Here is a 21656-nt window from a genome sequence, read left to right as displayed (position 1 = left end):
GCCTGGTCGGCCAAGGCCTTTTCCTTTCCACCGCCGAATCGCCGCCGGTTGTGACAGGGTCAGCGCCCTATCGCAATCATGCAGCTTCGCGGAAGCGGTATCCGACGCCATAAAGCGTCTCGATCATGTCGAAGTCGTTATCGACCATCTTGAACTTCTTGCGAAGCCGCTTGATGTGGCTGTCGATCGTGCGGTCATCGACATAGACCTGCTCGTCATAAGCCGCATCCATCAGTGCATCGCGGCTTTTCACAACGCCCGGGCGCTGTGCCAGCGAATGCAGGATCAGGAATTCCGTGACCGTCAATGTAACCGGTTCACCCTTCCAGGTGCAGGTGTGGCGTTCCTGGTCCATGGCCAGCTGGCCGCGTTCCAGCGTGCGTGCTGCCTGCTGATCAGCAGTCTTGACGCCGCCGGTGCCGGCCGCCGCCGCTTCCCTGTTGGCGGCGCGGCGAAGAATGGCCTTCACGCGCTCCACCAAAAGACGCTGAGAAAACGGCTTGGTGATAAAATCATCCGCACCCATCTTCAGACCGAACAATTCGTCGATTTCCTCATCCTTGGAGGTAAGGAAGATGACCGGCAGATCGGAACGCTGGCGCAGGCGGCGCAGCAATTCCATGCCGTCCATACGCGGCATCTTGATGTCGAAGATCGCCAGTTGCGGCGGACGGGCAAGAAGACCGTCAAGCGCCGACGCACCGTCGGTGTAGGTTTCGACCCGATATCCCTCTGCTTCCAGTGCAATCGACACTGAAGTGAGGATGTTGCGGTCGTCGTCCACGAGCGCGATTGTCTGCATTCTTTCGGTCTCCGTCGTCGTCATTTTGAAGGCGTCTCCCTGGAAATCGCCCCCGCCGTTCGGCTGCCCTGTTGACGCGTTCTGAGTATAAAGGTGGAACAAATTGTGGCAACGTCAAAGGGAGAGTGTGAGATCCGTCCTACATTAGCGAACCTAATTGACGCTTGCTATGTGGCAATCAAACCGATTTAAAACTGAAGAAAATTATTTAAATCGATTAATTATTTGATCTTGTTTGGTTTTTTCAGTTTTCATATTGCCTATTTAAAAAACTGACACTAGTTTCCGGCTTCATTGGCAACCCGATTTTTAAAGAAGGGAAAGCGCGACATGGAGCAGATCGGACTTCATAATCCGGCGAATGGAGTAGAGGTTATCGGCCTCTCCGGCGCTTCGAGCGTCCGCTATAACCTCATCGAGACGCAGCTTTACGAGGCAGCGCTTGAAAATAAGGAAGCCGAACTGACCATTGATGGTGCCTTGCGCGCCGTCACCGGCCAGCACACTGGTCGTTCGCCGAAGGACAAGTTCGTCGTCCGTGATAGCAAGACCGACAGTCAGATCTGGTGGGACAACAACAAGCCGCTTTCGCCGGAACATTTCGAGCTGCTGCGCAAGGACATGTTCGCCCATGCCGCCGGCAAAAATCTCTATGTGCAGGACCTGATTGGTGGCGCTGATGCTGAAAACGCATTGCCGACACGTGTCGTTACAGAATTCGCCTGGCACGCCCTGTTCATCCGTAACCTGCTGATCCGCCCGGATCGCGGTACGCTGTCGAGCTTCCTGCCAAAGCTGACGATCGTCAATCTGCCGAGCTTCAAGGCCGATCCGGCACGTCACGGCTGCCGTTCGGAAACGGTGATTGCCTGCGATCTGACCAACGGTCTGGTTTTGATCGGCGGCACGTCCTATGCTGGCGAAAACAAGAAATCGGTCTTCACCGTCCTCAACTACCTTCTGCCTGAAAAGGGCGTCATGCCGATGCATTGCTCGGCCAATGTCGGCCCGGACGGCGATTCTGCCGTGTTCTTCGGCCTGTCCGGTACCGGCAAAACGACGCTTTCGGCTGATCCGAACCGCACACTGATCGGCGACGACGAGCATGGCTGGGGTGAGAACGGCATCTTCAACTTCGAAGGCGGCTGCTACGCAAAGGCGATCAAGCTGTCGGCCGAAGCAGAGCCGGAAATCTACGCTGCGACCCGTCGTTTCGGTACGGTACTGGAAAACGTCGTGCTCGACGAAAATCGCGTGCCGAATTTCGACGACAATTCGCTGACGGAAAACACGCGCAGTGCCTATCCGCTGCATTTTATCCCGAATGCATCGAAGACTGGCCTCGCGCCGCATCCGAAGACGATCATCATGCTGACCGCGGATGCTTTCGGCGTCATGCCGCCGATCGCCAAGCTGACGCCGGAACAGGCCATGTACCACTTCCTGTCGGGTTACACCGCCAAGGTTGCCGGTACGGAAAAGGGCGTCAGTGAGCCGGAAGCAACTTTCTCCACCTGCTTCGGCGCACCGTTCATGCCGCGTCATCCGACTGAATACGGCAATCTGCTGCGCGATCTGATCGATCGCCATGGTGTCGATTGCTGGCTGGTCAACACCGGTTGGACCGGCGGCGCTTATGGCACTGGCCGTCGCATGCCGATCAAGGAGACTCGCGCGCTGCTCACCTCTGCCCTGAACGGCAGCCTGAAGAGCGCCGAATTCCGCACCGACGCCAACTTTGGCTTCGCGGTACCGGTTGCCGTCCCGGGTGTCGATACCAGCATTCTCGATCCGCGTTCGACCTGGGCCGATGGCATCGCTTACGATCAGCAGGCAGCCAAGCTGGTGGCGATGTTCATCAGCAACTTTGCCAAATTCGAAGACCATGTCGACAGCAAGGTGCGCGACGCCGCTCCAGGCATGTTGATCGCCGCGGAATAAATTCCTGATTCACGTGGAACATTGAAACCGCCGGTATCGATTTCGATACCGGCGGTTTTCTTATGGGCATGTTTGTGGGAAGAGAAGGGCGGAGACAGACATGGCTAGCGAACCCCTTATCATCAATCACCGCATCACCATTGCCGGATGGGAACTGACAGAGCAGTTCGTTCTGGCGGGCGGCGCTGGCGGCCAGCACGTCAACAAGGTGTCGACGGCGGTTCAACTGTTCTTCAACATTACCAATTCACCCTCGCTGCCGGATCGCGTGAAGGAAAACGCGCTGCGGCTGGGTGGACGACGTGTCTCCAAGGACGGCACGTTGATGATCGAGGCCAGCCGGTCGCGCAGCCAGGATCGCAACCGCGAAGAGGCGAGGGAACGTCTGAAGGAACTGCTCCTTGAAGCCGCCAAGCCACCGCCGCCGCCGCGCAAGGCCACCAAACCCACTAAGGGTTCTGTGGAACGTCGCCTGAAAGCCAAGTCCGGTCGATCGGAAGTCAAGAAGATGCGCGGTCGACCTGACGGCGATTGAGGCAATGGTGAGGAGCCAGACGTGGCGAGCTTGATGAAGGGCATAAGGCATCTGCCAGGCTATCTGGATCGGGCCGAACAGGAGCATCTGGTCGAGGCAATCCGCCAGATCGTCATTGAGGCACCTCTGTTCGTGCCCACCATGCCCGGCACCGGAAAACCTATGTCGGTGCGGATGACCAATTGCGGAACGCTTGGTTGGGTGACGGACAAGGACAACGGCTATCGCTATCAGCCAACGCATCCGTTTACCGGAAAACCGTGGCCGGCCATGCCGCCGAAACTTCTCGATCTGTGGGAAAGGCTGGCCGCTTATTCAAAGCCGCCCGAGGCTTGTCTCGTCAATTTTTATAGCGACGATGCGAAAATGGGTCTGCATCAGGACAAGGACGAGAATGCATTCGAAGCGCCGGTGCTGTCCGTTTCACTCGGAAACACCTGCCTGTTTCGGGTTGGCGGACTGGAGCGCAAAGCGCCGACCGGGTCATTCAAGCTGTCGAGCGGCGATATCGTTCTGCTGGGCGGAGAGGGGAGGCTGGCGTTTCACGGCGTCGATCGCATTTACCCTGGCACCTCGACGCTTCTAAAAAATGGCGGACGCATCAACCTGACACTGCGTCGGATCAATCCGTGAAAAGTGTAGCCGGTTATGTACCGGCTACAGCTTTCTGAGCGAAACCGTCTCGATGAAATGATCCCGCCCCTTGCGCAGGATGAGATCCGCGCGCGGGCGTGTCGGCAAAATATTCTGGCGCAGGTTTTTCAGGTTTATGTTCTGCCAGAGGTTTTCCGCCATGGCCAAGGCATCATTGGTATCGATTGCCGCATATTTCTTGAAAAACGATGTGGGGTCGCGGAAGGCGGTTTCACGCAGTTTCATGAAGCGCTGGACATACCAGCTATGAATCTGATCCTCGTCCGCGTCGATATAAATCGAGAAATCGAAGAAGTCGGAAACGATCGGGATGATCTTTCCATCCGCAGGTAGGGTGCGCGACTGCAGCACATTGATACCCTCGAAGATCAGAATGTCCGGCCGATCCACCAGCGTATGTTCGTCGGCCAGAACGTCATAGGTCAGGTGTGAATAGCGTGGTGCCGGCACGTTGGGCTCACCGGCCTTGATTGCCGAGAGAAAACGCAGGATGGCACCGACATCGTAACTTTCGGGAAAACCTTTGCGCTCCATCAGGTTTTCACGCTGAAGCACGGCATTGGGGTAAAGAAAACCGTCTGTGGTGATCAGGTCGACCTTCGGGCTGGAAGGCCAGCGTGCGAGTAGTTCCTTCAGGATACGTGCCGTGGTCGATTTGCCGACAGCGACAGATCCGGCGATACCGATGATGAAGGGCGTCTTGTTGATATCCGAGAGGCTCAGAAAACGGTTCCGCTGCTGGAAAAGCAGGTGCGATGCCTCGACATGCGATGACAGAAGGCGCGATAGCGACAGATAGATACGCCGGACTTCATCGATATTGATCGGATCGTCGAGTGAACGGAGCCGGGCGATCTCTTCCGCTTTGAGGGTGAGGGGCGTGTCTGCCCGGAATTTTGCCCACTCGTCCGCTGTGAAGTGGTGGTAGGGCGAATAACGTTCCGAGGTCATGCCGACCTCAAATGCTTCGGCGGGCTGCGGCGCACTGGTCATGATGGTTGACGGCTAGCCTTTTCCTGAAGACCGGACTGGCTGGTCCGGCGCTGGAGTTCATCCAGCACATCCTGCAACGGGATATCGGCAATCTTCAATACGACCAAAAGATGATAAAGAAGGTCGGCACTTTCGCCGACAAGTTCCTTGCGGTCCTGCGCCACGGCGGCGATGACCGTTTCGATTGCCTCTTCGCCGAGCTTCTTTGCAGCCTTGGTCTGGCCGACAGCGACGAGCTTGGCTGTCCAGGATTGATCCGGAGACGCCAAGGCGCGCTCCGCCACGATCTTTTCCAGATCGCTCAATGAAAATTCGCCCAAGTCTGCCTCCCGTCAGTCCAGTCTCATGGCAATGCCATGATCGGCCATATAGCGCTTCGCCTCACCGATCGTATAGGTGCCGAAGTGGAAAATCGAAGCGGCCAGAACGGCGGTCGCATGGCCTTCCTTCACGCCAGCAACGAGATCGTCCAATGTGCCGACACCACCGGAGGCAATCACCGGCACGCGTACCGCATCGGCGATCGCGCGGGTGAGCTCCAGATCATAGCCGACTTTGGTTCCGTCGCGGTCCATTGATGTGACCAGCAATTCGCCGGCACCGCGTTCGACCATGCGGGCGGCAAACTCCACGGCATCGATGCCGGTCGCGTTGCGGCCGCCATGGGTATAGATTTCCCATTCGCTGCGGTTATCACCACCGACCGATTGCGTTAGGCGGCGCTTGGCATCGATCGAAACGACGATGCACTGGTTACCGAACTTGTCGGCGGCCTCGGCCACGAAGTCGGGATTGTTCACAGCTGCCGAATTGATCGACACCTTGTCGGCACCGGCGAGCAGCAGTTTTCGGATGTCGCCAACGGCGCGAACACCGCCACCGACCGTCAGCGGCATGAAACAGTGATCGGCAGTGCGGGCAACGACATCGAAAATCGTATCGCGATTGTCCGAGGATGCGGTGATGTCGAGGAAGCAGAGTTCGTCGGCACCGGCCGCGTCATAGGCCTTGGCGGCTTCGACCGGGTCACCGGCATCGATCAGGTCGACAAAATTGACGCCCTTAACCACACGGCCGTCCTTGACGTCGAGACAGGGGATAACGCGAGCCTTGAGCGTCATGCCGTCTCTCCCTTGGCTGCCCGGATCAGCGCCAGGGCCTCGTCCGGGTTGATGCGACCATCATAGAGCGCACGGCCGGAAATCGCGCCTTCGAGTTTTTGCGCATCCGGTTCCAGCATCCGGCGGATATCGTCCATGGAGGCAAGGCCACCCGAGGCGATCACCGGAATGGAAACGGCATCGGCTAGCTCCAGCGTGGAATCCCAGTTGATACCGGCCAGAATGCCGTCGCGATCGATGTCAGTATAGATGATCGCCGAAACGCCGGCGCCTTCGAATTTTTTCGCCAGCTCGATGACGCCGAGTTCGGATGCTTCCGCCCAGCCTTCGACGGCCACTTTGCCGCCCTTGGCATCGATACCGACGGCGACCTGACCGGGAAAACGTGTGCATGCTTCAAGCACGAGGTTCGGATCACGCACGGCAACGGTGCCGAGGATGACGCGGGCAAGCCCGCGCGACAACCATGCCTCGATATGATCGAGCGTACGGATGCCGCCGCCGAGCTGAACCGGGTTCTTGGTCGCCTTCAGGATCGCATCGACGGCATCACCGTTTACCGTCTCGCCGGCAAAGGCGCCATTGAGATCGACCACATGCAGCCATTCGAACCCCTGGTCTTCAAAGGCCTTGGCCTGTGCGCCGGGGTCGGTGTTGTAGACAGTTGCCTGTTCCATGTCGCCGAGTTTCAGGCGAACGCACTGGCCGTCCTTGAGATCGATAGCCGGGAAAAGGATCATCACGGAGCCCATTTCATGAAGTTTGCAATAAGGGCAAGGCCAAGCGCCTGGCTCTTCTCCGGGTGGAATTGCGAGCCGACCATATTGTCGCGACCGACAAACGCGGTCATCGGGCCACCGTAATTGGTAGTGGCGATGACTTCATCTTCCTTGCGGGCGGCAAGATGGTAGGAATGCACGAAATAGGCATGCAGACCGTCAGGCCCTGTCGGGATACCGTCGAAGACCGGATGACTGGTTTTCAGATCGAGCGTGTTCCAGCCGATCTGCGGGATTTTCAAGCTTGGGTCGGAGGGCGTCATCTCCACGACATCGCCGTCGATCCAGCCAAAACCGTCTGTCACAGTCTTTTCGAGGCCGCGTGAAGACATCAACTGCATGCCGACGCAGATACCGAGGAAGGGATGTGCCTTCTTTTCCACAACGTCGAGCAGTGCCTCGTGCATTCCGTCGACAGCCGCAAGGCCGGCGCGGCAATCGGCATAAGCACCAACGCCCGGCAAAACGATGCGGTCGGCGGAGGCCACCGCTTCCGGCTTGTCGGTCAGGTCGATCATGGCATCGATGCCGGCCTCGCGGGCGGCGCGCTCGAATGCCTTGGTGGCGGATCGAAGGTTTCCCGATCCGTAGTCTATGATGGCAACGCGCATCAGCGTGCTCCAGTATTGTCGAAAAGGCCAAGCGCAGGTGCGTTCCAGCCGGATGTCGATGAAGAATTCGGTTTGGCCCAGTCGGCTGCTGAGGGCAGGGGCGTGGCAACCGGTTCGGGCAGACCGGCAAAGAACATCTCTTCGGCCGTTGCAAGATCCGGTGCCGTGATCTGGCCCGCCACGTTCCAGCCCCGAGCAATCAGATGGCGGATATGGAGATTGCCGCCCTCAAGCGCAACCAGTGCATGGATTGCGATGATTGCCAGAAGCCCTACAGTGCCAAGCCCCGATTGCCGCAAAATGAAAATTGCCATGCATTCGCTGACGAAAACCACGAAAGCCGCAAACCACATGCGCTGCGTGAGAAGCCAGATCCACGGCAGAAGCAGCGCCGACCAGACAAAACGATCGGCGACGAACAGCGTCGATGCATGATCCCGGTCAGGTCCGTCCGGCGGCGTCAAAACGGTATAGCTGATCACGAAACCTCCTCGGCCCGATCAGACGAGCGTTCCCTTGGTGGATGGTACGCGGTCGGCCTGACGCGCGTCGATTTCGGTCGCTGTGCGCAGCACGCGAGCCACTGCCTTGAAGCAGGTCTCGGCGATATGATGGTTGTTGGCACCGTAATGGTTCAGCACATGCAGGGTGATACCGGCATTCTGGGCAAGTGCCTGAAAGAATTCGCGTACCAGTTCGGTATCGAACGTGCCGATTTTTGGCGCGCTGAAGGCGACATTCCAGACGAGGAAAGGTCGGCCGGAGAGATCGACGGCAGCCTTGGTCATCGTTTCGTCCATGGCAAGATCGAGCGAAGCATAACGGGTGATACCGCGACGATCGCCCAGTGCCTTGGAAATAGCCTGACCGATGGCAATGCCGGTATCCTCGACCGAATGGTGATCGTCGATATGCAGGTCGCCCTTCACGTCGATCTCCATGTCGATCAGCGAATGGCGGCTGAGCTGCTCCAGCATATGGTCGAAGAAGCCGATGCCCGAGCTGATCTTCGACGTGCCAGTGCCGTCGAGATTGACGGACACGGAAATCGCCGTCTCGTTCGTCTTGCGGGAAACCGTAGCGGTTCGGCTGTCTGTGGCGGCGGCCATAGAACGCTCCATACTGGAAATGTTGCGGTTCCTTATCAGGGGGACGGCGAAATATCCAGAACGGCCGAGCGATAAAAGCGTCGCATTTGCATTCGCGATTTGCCCACTTACATAGAACCCAACCGGCCATCGGAGGCCGAATTCAAAGAGCCCGTCCAAGCGGGCAGACAGGTGTTTCTATGACAACAATCATCACGGTACGGAAAGGCGGAAAGGTAATCATGGCCGGAGACGGTCAGGTGAGCCTCGGCCAGACCGTCATGAAGGGGAATGCGCGCAAGGTACGCCGCATCGGCAAGGACGGTGAAGTGATTGCCGGTTTTGCAGGCGCCACCGCGGATGCCTTCACGCTTCTCGATCGCCTTGAAAAGAAACTCGAGCAATATCCCGGCCAGTTGATGCGCGCGGCCGTCGAACTCGCCAAGGACTGGCGCACCGACCGGTATCTGCGCCATCTCGAGGCGATGATGCTGGTGGCCGACAAGTCGATCACGCTGGCGATCACCGGCAATGGCGACGTTCTGGAGCCTGAACACGGCACCGTCGCGATTGGCTCAGGCGGCAATTATGCCTTTGCCGCGGCTCGCGCGCTGATGGATTCGGACAAGTCGGCGGAGGAGATCGCAAAAACGGCGCTCGATATCGCTGCCGATATCTGCGTCTACACCAACCACAATATCATCGTCGAAAGCCTCGACGCGGAATAAGCGCATCTCAACTGTCATGGACCCTTGGCGCCGGGCCGCAACGGCCGGTGCCACAAGGGGGCCGAAAGGAAGACAATGACCAATTTTTCTCCCAGAGAAACCGTCTCCGAACTCGATCGCTACATTATCGGCCAACATGAGGCCAAGCGCGCGGTGGCGATCGCGCTTCGCAACCGCTGGCGCCGCCAGCAGCTCGAAGAAGGCCTGCGCGACGAAGTCATGCCCAAGAATATCCTGATGATCGGCCCCACTGGCGTCGGCAAGACGGAGATTTCCCGTCGTCTGGCAAAGCTTGCCGGTGCGCCTTTCATCAAGGTCGAAGCGACAAAATTCACCGAAGTCGGTTATGTCGGCCGCGATGTCGAGCAGATCATCCGCGATCTCGTCGAGATCGGCATCGGTCTCGTGCGCGAAAAGAAGCGGGCCGAGGTGCAGGCGAAGGCACATATGAGTGCCGAGGAACGTGTGCTCGACGCACTGGTCGGCTCCACCGCTTCGCCTGCCACCCGCGACAATTTCCGCAAGAAGCTGCGTTCCGGTGAACTGGACGACAAGGAAATCGAGATCGAGGTGACCGATGCCGGCTCTGGCGCGCCCGGCGGCTTCGAAATCCCCGGAATGCCGGGCGCCAATATCGGCGTTCTCAATTTGTCGGAAATGTTCGGCAAGGCCATGGGCGGTCGCACCAAGAAGGTGCGCACCACCGTCCAGAAATCCTATGGCGAGTTGATCCGCGACGAGTCCGACAAGCTGATCGACAACGAAGTCATCCAACGCGAAGCCGTGCGTTCGGTCGAAAATGACGGGATCGTTTTCCTCGACGAGATCGACAAGATCGCGGCGCGAGATGGCGGCATGGGTGCCGGCGTATCACGCGAAGGCGTGCAGCGCGATCTGCTGCCGCTGGTCGAAGGCACGACGGTTTCCACCAAATACGGCCCGGTGAAGACGGATCACATCCTGTTCATCGCCTCCGGTGCCTTTCACGTCTCCAAACCGTCGGATCTGCTGCCGGAACTGCAGGGTCGTCTGCCGATCCGCGTCGAGCTGCGGCCGCTGGTGAAAGAAGACTTCCGCCGCATCCTGACGGAAACCGAAGCCAGCCTGATCCGTCAGTACAAGGCGCTGATGGGCACAGAAGACGTCAGCCTCGAGTTCACTGATGACGCCATCGATGCGCTGGCCGATGTGGCGGTTCATCTGAACTCGTCGGTCGAAAATATCGGTGCTCGTCGCCTGCAGACCGTCATGGAGCGAGTGCTGGATGAGATTTCGTTCGCAGCGCCTGATCAAGGCGGCACATCGGTCACGATCGACGCCGAGTATGTGCGCAAGCATGTCGGCGACATCGCTGCCGATACCGACCTGTCTCGCTACATTCTGTAAAAATATCGTGGCAGCCGGGCCACTGTCCGGCGCCACTCTTTAAACCGTGATCGCTTTTTAAGCATTCAAAGCTCGACAGCGCGCCCACCTTTCACGTAAAGGGGGCGCGTTTTACTGAAAAGCGCTGGCTCCTTCCGCAGATCTGCCCAGGATCGCCGAGCGATCGGCAGGAGACAGTGTTGCGATATTACTCGGGTAAATCGGCCTTTGCGGGCTTCGTTCTGACAGTGTCTTTGCTGGCGTGGGCCATGCCGACAACAGCGTCGGCGGATACTGTCGTGCCTCCAGGTAACCGCAACGTCGAGCAGCCGAAAATTCCCGGTGCATCTGTCCGCCGTACCCGCGCAGGCCGCACCACCTTCGACGATAAATACGACAAGATCCGCGAGCTTCTGGCGACCGACAAGGCCCTGATCTCGAAAATCAAATCGACGGCGCGCTCATACGGCATCGATCCGATCCACATGGTCGGTGCGATCGTTGGCGAACATACTTACAACGTCGATGCCTATGACCGGCTGCAGAGCTATTATGTAAAAGCCGCAGCCTATGCCGGCAACAATTTCCGGTTTGGCTACAAGGACGAGAGCATTGCTGACTTCGTTGGCCGCCCGGAATTCGCCAGCTGCAACGCCATCAGCGATTCCTATCGTCTCTGGTCCTGCCGGGAAAACATCTGGGACAAGACGTTTCGCGGAAACCGCGTCGGTGGCAATTCCTATCCCGACAACCGTTTCAGCGCCGTCTTTTTCCAGCCCTTTTATGCCGGGCAGACTTTTGGCCTTGGCCAGATCAATCCGCTGACGGCATTGATGCAGTCCGACATGGTTGCGAAAAATTCCGGTTATTCCAAACTGGATGAAAACGATGCCGGCGAAGTCTATCGGGCCATCATGGATCCGGACAAGTCACTCGCCTATATGGCTGCCACGATCCGTCGTTCGATCGACGATTATTCGTCGATCGCGAATGTCGATATCAGCAACAATCCTGGTATCACCGCCACGCTTTATAATACCGGCGGCTCAGCGCAGCGCGCTGCAGCACTGAGAGCACGCGGCGGCCTGCCGGAAGAAAATTATTACGGCTGGCTCGTCAACGACAAGCTCGCCGATTTGAAATCGCTGCTCTGAAGACTGATATAGATCCTTCAAACAGGAGGATCGTCGATGGACATGCGCCCCGAGCCTTTCGTTCCGCCGGCACCGGTGCCGCGCAGCGTGCCGCCATCAAGGCTTGAAATTATCCGCACGGTCTTGCGCAATCCCCTCGAACTGTGGGGTGAGCCTTCCTACACGCTGCCCTGGATCGATACGAAATTCTTCCAGGAACGGACCCTCATCATCAATGATCCCGGCCTGATCCGGCATGTGCTGGTGGATCATGCCGCCAATTACGAAATGTCGGAAATCCGCCAACTGATCCTGCGACCGATCCTGCGCGATGGATTGCTGACGGCGGAAGGCCAGGTCTGGAAGCGTTCGCGCAAAGCCATGGCACCGGTCTTCACACCACGTCATGCCAAGGGATTTGCCGGGCAGATGCTGACCAAGTCCGAGGAGTATGCGGAAAAATATGCGGATGTCGGCTCCTCGGGGCGCGTACATGACGTCTCGGTCGATATGACTGAACTCGCTTTTGCCATCCTCTCGGAAACTCTGTTTTCCGGCGATATCATTTCCGAAACCAGCAATTTTTCCGAGGATGTTGATCAGCTTCTGCACCGCATGGGTCGTGTCGATCCCATGGACCTGTTGCGCGCACCGCCATGGGTGCCCCGGATCACGCGAATCGGCGGCAAGAGGGTGCTGGAGAAATTTCGACAAATCGTGCGCAACACCATGGAGCATCGCAAGGCGAAATTGATGGCCGATCCCGCCAATGCGCCACAGGATTTCCTGACCCTGCTGCTGCAGCTTGCCGGCCCGGACGGACTGACCCTTGATGAGATCGAGGACAATATCCTCACCTTCATCGGCGCCGGCCATGAAACGACGGCGCGGGCACTGGCCTGGACGCTCTATTGCGTAGGCCAGTCACCGCATATCCGGCGGGCAATGGAGGAGGAGATAGACCGGGTTGTTGCCTCCGGTGCCGAACCAGTCGAATGGCTGGACCTGATGCCGAATGTGCGGGCTGCCTTCGAGGAGGCATTGCGTCTTTATCCGCCGGCGCCATCGATCAACCGGGCAGCGATCAAGGATGACAGCTGGACCTCGCCAGATGGCAAGACGGTCGAAATCAAGGCCGGCACGACTGCGCTGGTCATGCCATGGACGCTGCACCGCCATGAGCTTTATTGGGAAAAACCGCGCGCCTTCATGCCGGAACGGTTCCTGCCGGAAAATCGCGGCAAGATCGGCCGTTTTCAGTATCTGCCGTTTGGTGCGGGCCCGCGCGTCTGCATCGGCGCCACCTTTGCCATGCAGGAAGCGGTGATTGCCCTTGCAGTTCTGATGAAGCGCTATCGATTCAACGTGACGCCGCTGACCGATCCCTGGCCGGTGCAGAAACTGACGACCCAGCCGCGTGACGGCTTGCCGATGCGGGTGACCTTGCGTGATTGAACGAGACTATCGTTTGAACCCGTGACCGTTGACTATCCTCTCGCCACAGGCAAAGTGTTGTGAGCATTGCAGATATCAAGGGAGGCAGCGATGACCAGAATCGACGCATACGGACTTCAGATCGATTCTGGGCTGCACAGGTTTCTGGTCGATGACGCGCTGCCGGGAACGGGCGTCGATGCAGATCGGTTTTTCGAAGGTTTCTCGCAGATCGTTCATGATCTCGCACCGAAAAATCGCGATCTGCTGACAAAGCGCGATGCGTTCCAGCTGAAGCTTGACGACTGGTACCGCCAGAACCGTGCTCCCACCGACATGGCCGCCTACGAGGCTTTCCTGCGTGAGATCGGTTATCTTCTGCCGGAGGGCCCGGATTTTTCGGTTTCGACCAAAAATGTTGATCCGGAAATCGCCGGCATTGCCGGCCCGCAGCTTGTCGTGCCGGTGATGAATGCGCGTTACGCTCTAAACGCCGCGAATGCCCGTTGGGGATCGCTTTACGACGCGCTCTACGGCACGGACGCCATTCCGGAGGCTGACGGCGCTGAAAAAGGCCAAGGGGACGGCAAGGGTTACAATCCCGTTCGCGGCAGCAAGGTCATCGCCTGGGTTCGGGATTTCCTCGATCAATCTGCACCTCTGTCGGGCGCCAGTTGGACGGATGCGGCATCATTCAGGGTCGAATCGGCTGCACTGTTCTTCACGCTGACCGATGGACAGGTGACGGGCTTGAGCGATCCGTCGCAGTTTACCGGCTATCTCGGCGAACCAGCTGCGCCGACGCAGATCCTCCTGAAGAAGAACAATCTGCATGTCGAGATCCTGATCGATGCGACAACCGCCATCGGCAAGGACGATGCGGCGCATATCTCGGATGTATGGGCCGAATCGGCGATCACCACGATCATGGACTGCGAGGATTCCATTGCCGCGGTTGATGCCGAGGACAAGGTCGTCGTTTACCGCAACTGGCTCGGTCTGATGAAAGGCGATCTGACCGAAGAGGTTTTGAAGGGCGGTAAATCATTTACCCGCAAGCTCAACCCGGATCTGGACTATACCGCGCCGGATGGCTCGACCTTCGAACTCAAATGCCGCTCGCTGATGCTGGTGCGCAATGTCGGCCACCTGATGACCAACCCGGCCATTCTGGACCGGGACGGCGCAGAAGTGCCGGAAGGCATCATGGATGCGGTGGTGACGGCGCTGATCGCCCTTCACGATATCGGGCCGAACGGCAGGCGAAAAAATTCCCGGCTCGGCTCCATGTATGTCGTCAAGCCGAAGATGCATGGGCCGGAGGAAGTTGCCTTCGCCGCCGAGATTTTTGGTCGTGTCGAAACGCTGCTCGGCATGGCGGTCAACACCATCAAGATGGGCATTATGGATGAGGAGCGGCGCACCACCGTCAACCTCAAGGAGTCCATTCGCGCCGCCAAGGATCGGGTCGTCTTCATCAATACCGGCTTTCTCGATCGTACCGGCGACGAAATCCATACGTCCATGGAAGCCGGCCCGATGATCCGCAAGGGCGACATGAAACAGGCTGCCTGGATCGCGGCTTACGAAAACTGGAATGTCGATATCGGCCTCGAATGCGGCCTGTCCGGCCATGCGCAGATCGGCAAGGGCATGTGGGCGATGCCGGATCTGATGGCGGCAATGCTGGAGCAGAAGATCGGCCATCCGAAAGCGGGCGCCAATACCGCCTGGGTGCCGTCTCCTACGGCGGCAACGTTGCATGCCACGCATTACCACACGGTCGATGTCGCGGCTGTGCAGAACAGCCTGAAGGGCAGAACCCGGGCAAAAATCGCGGATATCCTGTCGGTGCCGGTGGCGCCGCGTCCGAACTGGACACCGGAAGAAATCCAGCGCGAGCTGGACAACAATGCGCAGGGCATTCTCGGTTATGTGGTGCGCTGGATTGACCACGGCGTCGGCTGCTCCAAGGTTCCCGACATCAACAATGTCGGCCTGATGGAAGACCGCGCGACGCTGCGCATTTCCGCCCAGCACATGGCCAACTGGCTGCACCACAAGGTGGTGAGCGAAGACCAGATCGTTGAGACGATGAAACGCATGGCCAAGACCGTCGATGAGCAAAATGCCGGCGACCCGCTTTACACGCCGATGGCAGCCAACTTCGAAAATTCCATCGCCTTCCGCGCGGCTCTGGATCTGGTGCTCAAGGGGCGCGAGCAGCCGAATGGTTATACCGAGCCGGTACTTCATCGCAGGCGGCTGGAATTGAAGGCGAAGCTCGGCTGACTGCGACTGTAATCGCACTGATGTTGAAAACGAAAAAGGCGGCCGATGTCTCTAGCCGCCTTTTCCTATGTTTGGGATTTCAGATTACTGAATGACAACGACCTTGGTCTGCCGGCCGGGCAGAACCCGGCGATAGAGATCGATAACGTCCTGGTTGATCATTCGAATGCATCCCGAGGACGCGGCCGTACCGATCGAGGCCCATTCCGGCGTGCCGTGCAGGCGGAACAGCGTGTCCTGACCCTTTTCGTTGAAAAGGTACATGGCGCGTGCGCCGAGCGGGTTGTTGAGGCCTGGACCCATGCCGGATTCCACATATTTCGCGATGTCCGGCTTGCGAACCGCCATTTCCTTCGGCGGATGCCAGGTCGGCCATTCCTGCTTCCAGGCGACATAGGCTTCACCAGCCCAGGCAAAGCCCTGCTTTCCGACGCCAATGCCGTAACGAACGGCCTTGCCGCGTGGCAGGATGTAATAGAGGAAGCGCTCGCGCGTGTTCACGATGATCGTGCCGGGACGCTCGGCCGTGTCGAAGCTGACGATCTGGCGATGGAATTTCTTGTCCAGACGGCTGATCGGGATTGCCGGCAGCGTGTAACCGTTATCGGTCACGCTGTTATAGGAATCCGTGAAAATTTCCGAAGTCTCGACGGTCGCCGGAGCGTTCGTTGCAACCTTGGTTTCGGACGTCGTGGAGCAGCCTGCCAGGGCCAAAAGGGCCAGGCCGGACGCGATCATGCTGGTGCGGATGCGCATGGATTTCTCTTGGAAATGAAGATTGTGAACTGAAGATGAAACGCTCACCTTTGATCAGCGGTTATTTGCCATTACATTAGGCTTTGCAAGAGCTGCGATGCGCTACGGCTTCGCTATTGCACAATTGAAAAAACCATTGTCTTTTTTGCAACATTGCCGGGTTGGGCCGACGGGATCCGCGATCGATATCCATGACCATTGTCAGCATAGGAAACGACAATCCGCTTTTGGACGGGCGGCAGTCCGCGCGGGCCATGATGGTTCGTCGAGGGGTCCAGATTCTCCTCAACGATATGCGCCACGCAATTGTCCCTGAGCTGACGCTTGCAAGCGGTCGCCGCGCAGACCTGATCAGCGTATCGGAGAAGGGCGAAATCTGGATCGTTGAAATCAAGACGTCGATCGAGGATTTTCGCATCGATCGCAAATGGCCGGACTATCGGCTTCACTGCGATCGGCTTTTTTTCGCCACGCACAAGGATGTGCCGCTCGATATTTTTCCCGAGGATTGCGGTCTGTTTCTGTCGGATGGCTACGGCAGCCATATGCTGCGCGAAGCGCCGGAGCACCGGCTGCCGCCGGCGACCCGAAAATCGGTCATGCTGAATTTTGCACGCGCCGCCGCCCAGCGCCTGATGATGGCGGAATGGGCGACCGGCAAGTCCTTCGACGAACTCTGACCTATTTTGGTGCGCGCTTTGCCAGAATGCGCTGCAAGGTGCGGCGGTGCATGTTGAGGCGCCGTGCCGTTTCGGAAACGTTGCGTTCGCACATTTCGTACACGCGCTGGATATGCTCCCAGCGTACACGATCAGCCGACATCGGATTTTCCGGCACGTCGGCTTTTTCGCCCGGCCGTTGGGTCAGCGCGTTGAAAACCTCGTCCGCATCCGCCGGCTTCGAAAGATAATCGACAGCACCGAGCTTCACGGCGGTCACCGCGGTGGCGATGTTGCCATAACCGGTCAGCATGATCACGCGCGTGTCCGTGCGGCTTTCGCGGATCGCTTCGATGACATCGAGGCCGTTGCCATCGCCGAGCCTCAGGTCGACGACCGCATATTTCGGTGGCCGGATTTTTGACTTTGCTATGCCTTCGGTGACGGATTCCGCTACTTCCACTTCGAAGCCGCGGGTCTCCATGGCGCGTGCCAGACGCCTCAGAAACGGACCGTCGTCATCAACGATCAGAAGCGATGCATCGGGCCCGATATAATCTGCCGTATCCAAAGTGCCGTGAGGCTCATTCCTGTCTGCAATCATAATTTTCGTCTCCGCAGGCCGTCTTGCCCACTGTTTAATGCGCCCGTTATCGTCTTTTGCAGCCGATCGGTAAAGTCACTTTACCCGCATCCCGATCAGCACTCATTGATCTGCTTCCATACGCCAGCGCGGCCATTCGATTTGAACACGGGCGCCGCTTCCATCTGCCTGCCAGTTGCCGAAGCGCAGTGTGGCACCGGAACGTTCCAATAGCGTTTTCGCAATGAACAGGCCCAGCCCCAGGCCGCCGGCACGATCCTGCGAGGTCGGCCTGCTGCTCATATAGGGCTCGCCGATCCTGAGCAGCACATCAGGTGCAAAGCCCTGGCCATCGTCTTCTATGGTCACAGCCACCTTCTCTGCGTCATGCTCAACCGTGAGAGTGACCGTGCTATGCGCATAATCGACCGCATTTTCGATGAGATTGCCCAGGCCGTAAAGAATGCCGGCATTGCGATTGCCGACTGGCTCGCCGTGGCGCGGTGTCTTTTCCACCAGCTTGATGCTGATGTCGAATTGCCGGTGCGGCGCGGTCACTTCTTCTATGAGGGAGGATAGCGGCAGGCGCCGCATATGTTCCTCGTCATCGGTGGAAAGCGATGTGAGGCGCCTCAGAATATCGCGGCAGCGCTCACTTTGGCTGCGCAAAAGTGCCACGTCCTCTGCGTATCTTTCATCATTGCCGAGTTCCCGCTGCATTTCCTTGGCGACCACCGTGATGGTCGCCAGCGGTGTTCCCAGTTCGTGCGCGGCAGCGGCGGCCAGTCCATCGAGTTGCGACAGATGTTTTTCGCGCTCCAGAACGAGTTCGGTCGCCGCCAGCGCATCGGCAAGCTGGGTGGCTTCATGCGATACGCGATAGGCGTAGAAGGCAGCAAACGACATCATCGATGCAATGGCGCACCAGACGCCCAGCTGCATGACCGGTTCGACAGTCAGCGCGTGATCCGCATACCACGGCACCGGATAGGGCGTGAAAACCAGTATCGTCGTGCACAGGACGGCAAAAACCAGCAGGGCCAGCGAGGGAACCAGCGGCTGTGATGCGAACGAGATGATGACGGGCACGCAGATCAGCGGCGCGAACGGATTGGCAAGCCCTCCGGTAATGAACAGAAGGCCGGCCATCTGAAGAAGGTCAAAGCCCAGCAAAGCGAATGCGGCGGCGGGGTCAAGCCGATGCGTCGGCCCAAAGCGGTAGGAAAGAAAGAGATTTGCAGCCGCAAGTGCAGCGATCAGGATGAGCGCTCCCATGATCGGCAAGGGAAAATGCAAAAACTGCCAAACGATCAGCACGGTAACGGTCTGGCCGGCAACGGCAAGCCACCGCAACCGAACAAGGGTCTGCAGGCGAATACGGCGGCTGGTATCGCCGAACTGCGCGTGCCTGAGGGAAGATCTGTCTGCAATGCTCATTATTCACGTCCCGCGTGGTTTCGCCCGATTGGTCGGCGCGGCTGCTGCCGGATCGTCCGGCCAGGGGTGTCTGGGGTAGCGGCCACGCATATCAGCTCTGACATCTTTCCAGGAGCCTGACCAGAAGCCGGGCAGGTCACGCGTGGTCTGAATGGGTCTGTGTGCCGGCGATGTCAGTTCGAGCAGCAGCGGCAGGCGGCCACCCGCCACCGATGGGTGTTTCGTCAGTCCAAAAAGCTCCTGCACCCGAATGGTCAGCACCGGTTCCTCGCCATCGTAACGAATGGGGTGCCGCTGGCCGGTCGGCGCCTCGAAATGGCTTGGGGCCATACGGCCAAGATCCTGGCGGATCTCATAGGCAAGCAGCGAGCGCAGGCCCTCGCTCAGACCACCGGTATCGATGGAGCCAAAACTGCTTCTGCCGTGTTGAAAAGGCACGAACCATTCATCCAGCCGGGCAAGCAATGCGTCGTCGCTGACGTCTGGCCAGGGCGCACCGACCGTCCGATGGAGGAAGCCGATCCGGTCGCGCAATTGCGCAGCGTCCTTGCCGAAATCGACAGCCTGCAATCCGAGCTGCCGGATGCCGTCCGCCAGGGCTTGTGCTGCCGCCGCCCCGCTCGGGCGCGGCAATGGCAATTCCTCCAGCACCACCGCTCCGATCCGGACCACGCGTCGGGAGCGGGTCTGCCGGCTGGCTGCATCGAAAAAATTCTCGTCCTTGCGTTCGATGATATAGGCGAGTTCCGCTTCGACCTGGGCGCGATCCACTTCGGCTGCGGCCAGCACGCGGGCCTGCGCTGCCCGGCCCGTCAGGTCGGCAATGACCAGCATGCGCGCTCCGGCAAGGCGTTCTGTTTCGTGTAGTGCGGCGCCGCGTCCGTTCACCATGACGAAACGCCCATGACCGCCGCGCTGCATGGCGACACGATCCGGATAGGCGTGAAGGAGCAACGCGCCGATGCTGACCGAATCCTCTCCGGCTTTGCCTTTGGGAAGCGATTTGGCCAATCGATCAGCCAGACCCCGTGCGGCTGTGGCACGCTCTCCTTTTTCCCGGTCGAACTGACGTAGCCGGTCTTCCAGATCAATGCCATTGCCGCCCAGCCCCTGCTCAGTCATCAAAACGGCAATGCGACAAGCATGTCTGGCGTGACCCTCTTCAGCAGCCGATATCACCATGGCGGCCAGCCGCGGCGGCAAAGCCAGTTCCCGCATCAGCCGACCTTTTGCCGTCAGTGCATCTGTCGCATCGAGAGCACCCAGCATACGAAGCAGCTGCCGCGCCTCCAAAAGAGCCGGTGTCGGCGGCTGATCCAGAAATGCCAGTGAGGAAGCGTCACGCACACCCCAATGCGCCATGTCGAGCACCATGCCGGAAAGATCGCTGGAGAGAATCTGCGCCGGCGCGAAGGCAGGCATTGCAGCGGTTTGGCCCTGATGCCAGAGCCGGATCGCAATACCCGGTTCCGTTCGCCCGGCACGGCCGGCCCGCTGGTCTGCCGCCGCCTGCGAGACACGTGTGGTTTCCAGCCGGGTGATCCCTGTGGATGGCTCGAAGACGGGAAGCCGCTGCTGGCCGCTATCGATCACCACCCGCACGCCGTCTATGGTAATGGACGTTTCCGCGATCGAGGTGGCCAAAACCACTTTGCGTTTGCCTGGCGGTGACGGCCGGATGGCGAGGTCCTGCTCTTTTTGCGAAAGATTGCCGAACAATGGTACGATCGATGTATCGGCGCCGAGCATGCCTTCGAGGCGCCCCGCCGTTCTGAGGATTTCCGCCTGCCCGGGAAGAAAGGCAAGGATGGAACCGGTTTCCTCACGATGGCTTTCGGCGATCGCTTTTACCATTGCGTCTTCGACACGCTGGTCGCCGGGGCGATCCCTGTAGCGAACCTCCACAGGATAGGCGCGCCCCTCACTCCGGATCATCGGCGCGCCCTGCAGCAATTCGCTGATGCGCTCGATGTCGAGCGTGGCCGACATAACAACAATGCGCAGATCCTCCCGCAAACCGTTCTGCACGTCGAGTGCCAATGCAAGGCCGAAATCCGCATCCAGCGATCGTTCATGAAATTCGTCGAACAGAACCGCCGACACACCGCTCAGCTCCGGATCATCAAGAACCATCCGGGCGAAAACGCCTTCCGTCACGACTTCAATACGCGTGCGTGCTGACATGCGGTTGTCGAGACGCATGCGGTAACCCACGGTCTCGCCGACCTGCTGATCAAGAAGAAAAGCCATGCGGCCGGCGGCCGCGCGGGCGGCCAGTCTGCGCGGTTCAAGCAGGATGATCCGGCCAGAGCACCAAGGCTGGTCGAGGAGGAGGAGGGGAACCAATGTCGTCTTGCCTGCACCAGGAGGAGCAGCAAGCACGGCCCGATTGCCATCACGAAGCGCTGCCGTGATCTGCGGAAAGGTTTCCCGGATCGGCAGTGCCGGCAGAATAGGGGCGGAAATCGGAATGGCTGACATTATTCAAGGCTTTCTGGACGGCACAACGGCTTGAGACATGCCGTTGAAGGAGGAGAAACGCAACCTTAGGCGAAAATTGGCAGCCAGATCCCCTGCGCAATAAGGGTTCTGATATTTCCTCGGCAAAAACATGACATTTTTGCGAAGTTGGTGTTGACTTGGGGAAGTTGTGGGGACTATAACCCGGTCACTGACGAGGGCGGCGGCGCTGCTAGCGACGATGTCCTTCGTTCTAAAGAAACCTACATAAGATTGGCGAATGCT

General features: G+C 58.8%; 22 protein-coding genes. 9 read left to right on the top strand and 13 right to left on the bottom strand.

Going from position 1 to position 21656, the window contains the following annotated elements; all coding sequences use genetic code 11:
* Positions 1–76: 76 nt before the first annotated feature.
* Entirely contained in the window at positions 77–802 is a 726-nt protein-coding gene (locus EDF70_RS23460; protein ID WP_132278527.1) for a response regulator transcription factor, read from the bottom strand.
* A gap of 330 nt (positions 803–1132) precedes the next feature.
* Here EDF70_RS23460 and EDF70_RS23455 point away from each other — a divergent pair, with 330 nt between their 5' ends.
* The 3 genes from EDF70_RS23455 to EDF70_RS23445 all read left to right on the top strand — a co-directional run bounded on the left by EDF70_RS23455 (position 1133) and on the right by EDF70_RS23445 (position 3911).
* Positions 1133–2743, top strand: coding sequence for a phosphoenolpyruvate carboxykinase (locus EDF70_RS23455; protein WP_132278525.1), 1611 nt, complete (start codon positions 1133–1135; stop codon positions 2741–2743).
* A 100-nt stretch (positions 2744–2843) separates the two neighbouring features.
* Complete coding sequence (arfB, locus tag EDF70_RS23450) at positions 2844–3278, top strand: alternative ribosome rescue aminoacyl-tRNA hydrolase ArfB (protein WP_132278523.1); 435 nt, start codon at positions 2844–2846, stop codon at positions 3276–3278.
* A gap of 33 nt (positions 3279–3311) precedes the next feature.
* Complete coding sequence (locus EDF70_RS23445; RefSeq protein WP_132278870.1) at positions 3312–3911, top strand: alpha-ketoglutarate-dependent dioxygenase AlkB; 600 nt, start codon at positions 3312–3314, stop codon at positions 3909–3911.
* Between the two features lie 24 nt (positions 3912–3935).
* Here EDF70_RS23445 and coaA read toward each other — a convergent pair whose 3' ends face one another.
* Genes coaA through hisB form a run of 7 tightly spaced genes read right to left on the bottom strand, consistent with a single transcriptional unit; the run spans position 3936 to position 8545 of the window.
* Positions 3936–4925 carry a type I pantothenate kinase gene (coaA, locus tag EDF70_RS23440; protein ID WP_132278521.1) on the bottom strand — a complete coding sequence of 330 codons (990 nt, stop codon included), beginning with the start codon at positions 4923–4925 and terminating at the stop codon, positions 3936–3938.
* Entirely contained in the window at positions 4922–5245 is a 324-nt protein-coding gene (locus EDF70_RS23435) for a phosphoribosyl-ATP diphosphatase (RefSeq protein ID WP_132278519.1), read from the bottom strand. The genes coaA and EDF70_RS23435 overlap by 4 nt, the downstream gene beginning before the upstream one ends.
* Before the next feature lie 12 nt (positions 5246–5257).
* The gene (gene hisF / locus EDF70_RS23430) at positions 5258–6046 is read right to left on the bottom strand and encodes an imidazole glycerol phosphate synthase subunit HisF (RefSeq protein ID WP_112730486.1); all 789 of its coding nucleotides are present in this window, start codon (positions 6044–6046) and stop codon (positions 5258–5260) included.
* A complete protein-coding gene (gene hisA / locus EDF70_RS23425) occupies positions 6043–6786 on the bottom strand; it encodes a 1-(5-phosphoribosyl)-5-[(5-phosphoribosylamino)methylideneamino]imidazole-4-carboxamide isomerase (RefSeq protein ID WP_132278866.1) in 744 nt (247 codons plus the stop codon). The genes hisF and hisA overlap by 4 nt, the downstream gene beginning before the upstream one ends.
* Positions 6786–7436: an imidazole glycerol phosphate synthase subunit HisH gene (gene hisH / locus EDF70_RS23420; protein WP_132278517.1), complete on the bottom strand. Its 651-nt coding sequence runs from the start codon at positions 7434–7436 to the stop codon at positions 6786–6788. Before hisH ends, hisA begins: the two co-directional genes overlap by 1 nt.
* Entirely contained in the window at positions 7436–7918 is a 483-nt protein-coding gene (locus tag EDF70_RS23415; protein ID WP_132278515.1) for a DUF2628 domain-containing protein, read from the bottom strand. The genes hisH and EDF70_RS23415 overlap by 1 nt, the downstream gene beginning before the upstream one ends.
* Before the next feature lie 18 nt (positions 7919–7936).
* Positions 7937–8545, bottom strand: a complete 609-nt coding sequence (gene hisB / locus EDF70_RS23410) for an imidazoleglycerol-phosphate dehydratase HisB (RefSeq protein WP_132278513.1) — start codon at positions 8543–8545, stop codon at positions 7937–7939.
* Positions 8546–8724: 179 nt separating this feature from the next.
* Here hisB and hslV point away from each other — a divergent pair, with 179 nt between their 5' ends.
* The 5 genes from hslV (at position 8725) to EDF70_RS23385 (ending at position 15476) form a co-directional block, all read left to right on the top strand.
* Positions 8725–9252, top strand: coding sequence for an ATP-dependent protease subunit HslV (hslV, locus tag EDF70_RS23405; RefSeq protein WP_132278511.1), 528 nt, complete (start codon positions 8725–8727; stop codon positions 9250–9252).
* A 75-nt stretch (positions 9253–9327) separates the two neighbouring features.
* On the top strand, positions 9328–10638 hold the full coding sequence (hslU, locus tag EDF70_RS23400; protein WP_132278509.1) for an ATP-dependent protease ATPase subunit HslU: 1311 nt from the start codon (positions 9328–9330) through the stop codon (positions 10636–10638).
* Between the two features lie 248 nt (positions 10639–10886).
* Positions 10887–11771: a DUF1402 family protein gene (locus EDF70_RS23395; protein WP_132278507.1), complete on the top strand. Its 885-nt coding sequence runs from the start codon at positions 10887–10889 to the stop codon at positions 11769–11771.
* A gap of 36 nt (positions 11772–11807) precedes the next feature.
* Positions 11808–13205 (top strand): cytochrome P450, encoded by a 1398-nt coding sequence (locus EDF70_RS23390; RefSeq protein WP_132278505.1) that lies wholly within the window; start codon positions 11808–11810, stop codon positions 13203–13205.
* 90 nt (positions 13206–13295) lie between these two features.
* Positions 13296–15476, top strand: a complete 2181-nt coding sequence (locus EDF70_RS23385; protein ID WP_132278503.1) for a malate synthase G — start codon at positions 13296–13298, stop codon at positions 15474–15476.
* Positions 15477–15560: 84 nt separating this feature from the next.
* Here EDF70_RS23385 and EDF70_RS23380 read toward each other — a convergent pair whose 3' ends face one another.
* On the bottom strand, positions 15561–16232 hold the full coding sequence (locus EDF70_RS23380) for a L,D-transpeptidase (protein WP_132278501.1): 672 nt from the start codon (positions 16230–16232) through the stop codon (positions 15561–15563).
* 191 nt (positions 16233–16423) lie between these two features.
* Here EDF70_RS23380 and EDF70_RS23375 point away from each other — a divergent pair, with 191 nt between their 5' ends.
* Positions 16424–16912 (top strand): MmcB family DNA repair protein, encoded by a 489-nt coding sequence (locus EDF70_RS23375; RefSeq protein ID WP_132278499.1) that lies wholly within the window; start codon positions 16424–16426, stop codon positions 16910–16912.
* 1 nt (position 16913) lies between these two features.
* Here the strand turns inward: EDF70_RS23375 and EDF70_RS23370 are convergent, their stop codons facing one another.
* The 4 genes from EDF70_RS23370 to EDF70_RS30225 all read right to left on the bottom strand — a co-directional run.
* On the bottom strand, positions 16914–17495 hold the full coding sequence (locus EDF70_RS23370) for an ActR/PrrA/RegA family redox response regulator transcription factor (protein ID WP_132278497.1): 582 nt from the start codon (positions 17493–17495) through the stop codon (positions 16914–16916).
* 102 nt (positions 17496–17597) lie between these two features.
* Complete coding sequence (locus tag EDF70_RS23365; RefSeq protein WP_132278495.1) at positions 17598–18911, bottom strand: ActS/PrrB/RegB family redox-sensitive histidine kinase; 1314 nt, start codon at positions 18909–18911, stop codon at positions 17598–17600.
* A 3-nt stretch (positions 18912–18914) separates the two neighbouring features.
* Positions 18915–21392: an ATP-dependent helicase HrpB gene (gene hrpB, locus EDF70_RS23360; RefSeq protein WP_132278493.1), complete on the bottom strand. Its 2478-nt coding sequence runs from the start codon at positions 21390–21392 to the stop codon at positions 18915–18917.
* Between the two features lie 3 nt (positions 21393–21395).
* Positions 21396–21656: hypothetical protein (locus EDF70_RS30225; RefSeq protein WP_207908307.1), on the bottom strand; the 261-nt coding region annotated here is incomplete at its 5' end.

This window comes from Neorhizobium sp. JUb45, assembly GCF_004343585.1.
GTDB lineage: Bacteria > Pseudomonadota > Alphaproteobacteria > Rhizobiales > Rhizobiaceae > Neorhizobium.
This window is presented reverse-complemented; position numbering and strand designations above follow the sequence as displayed.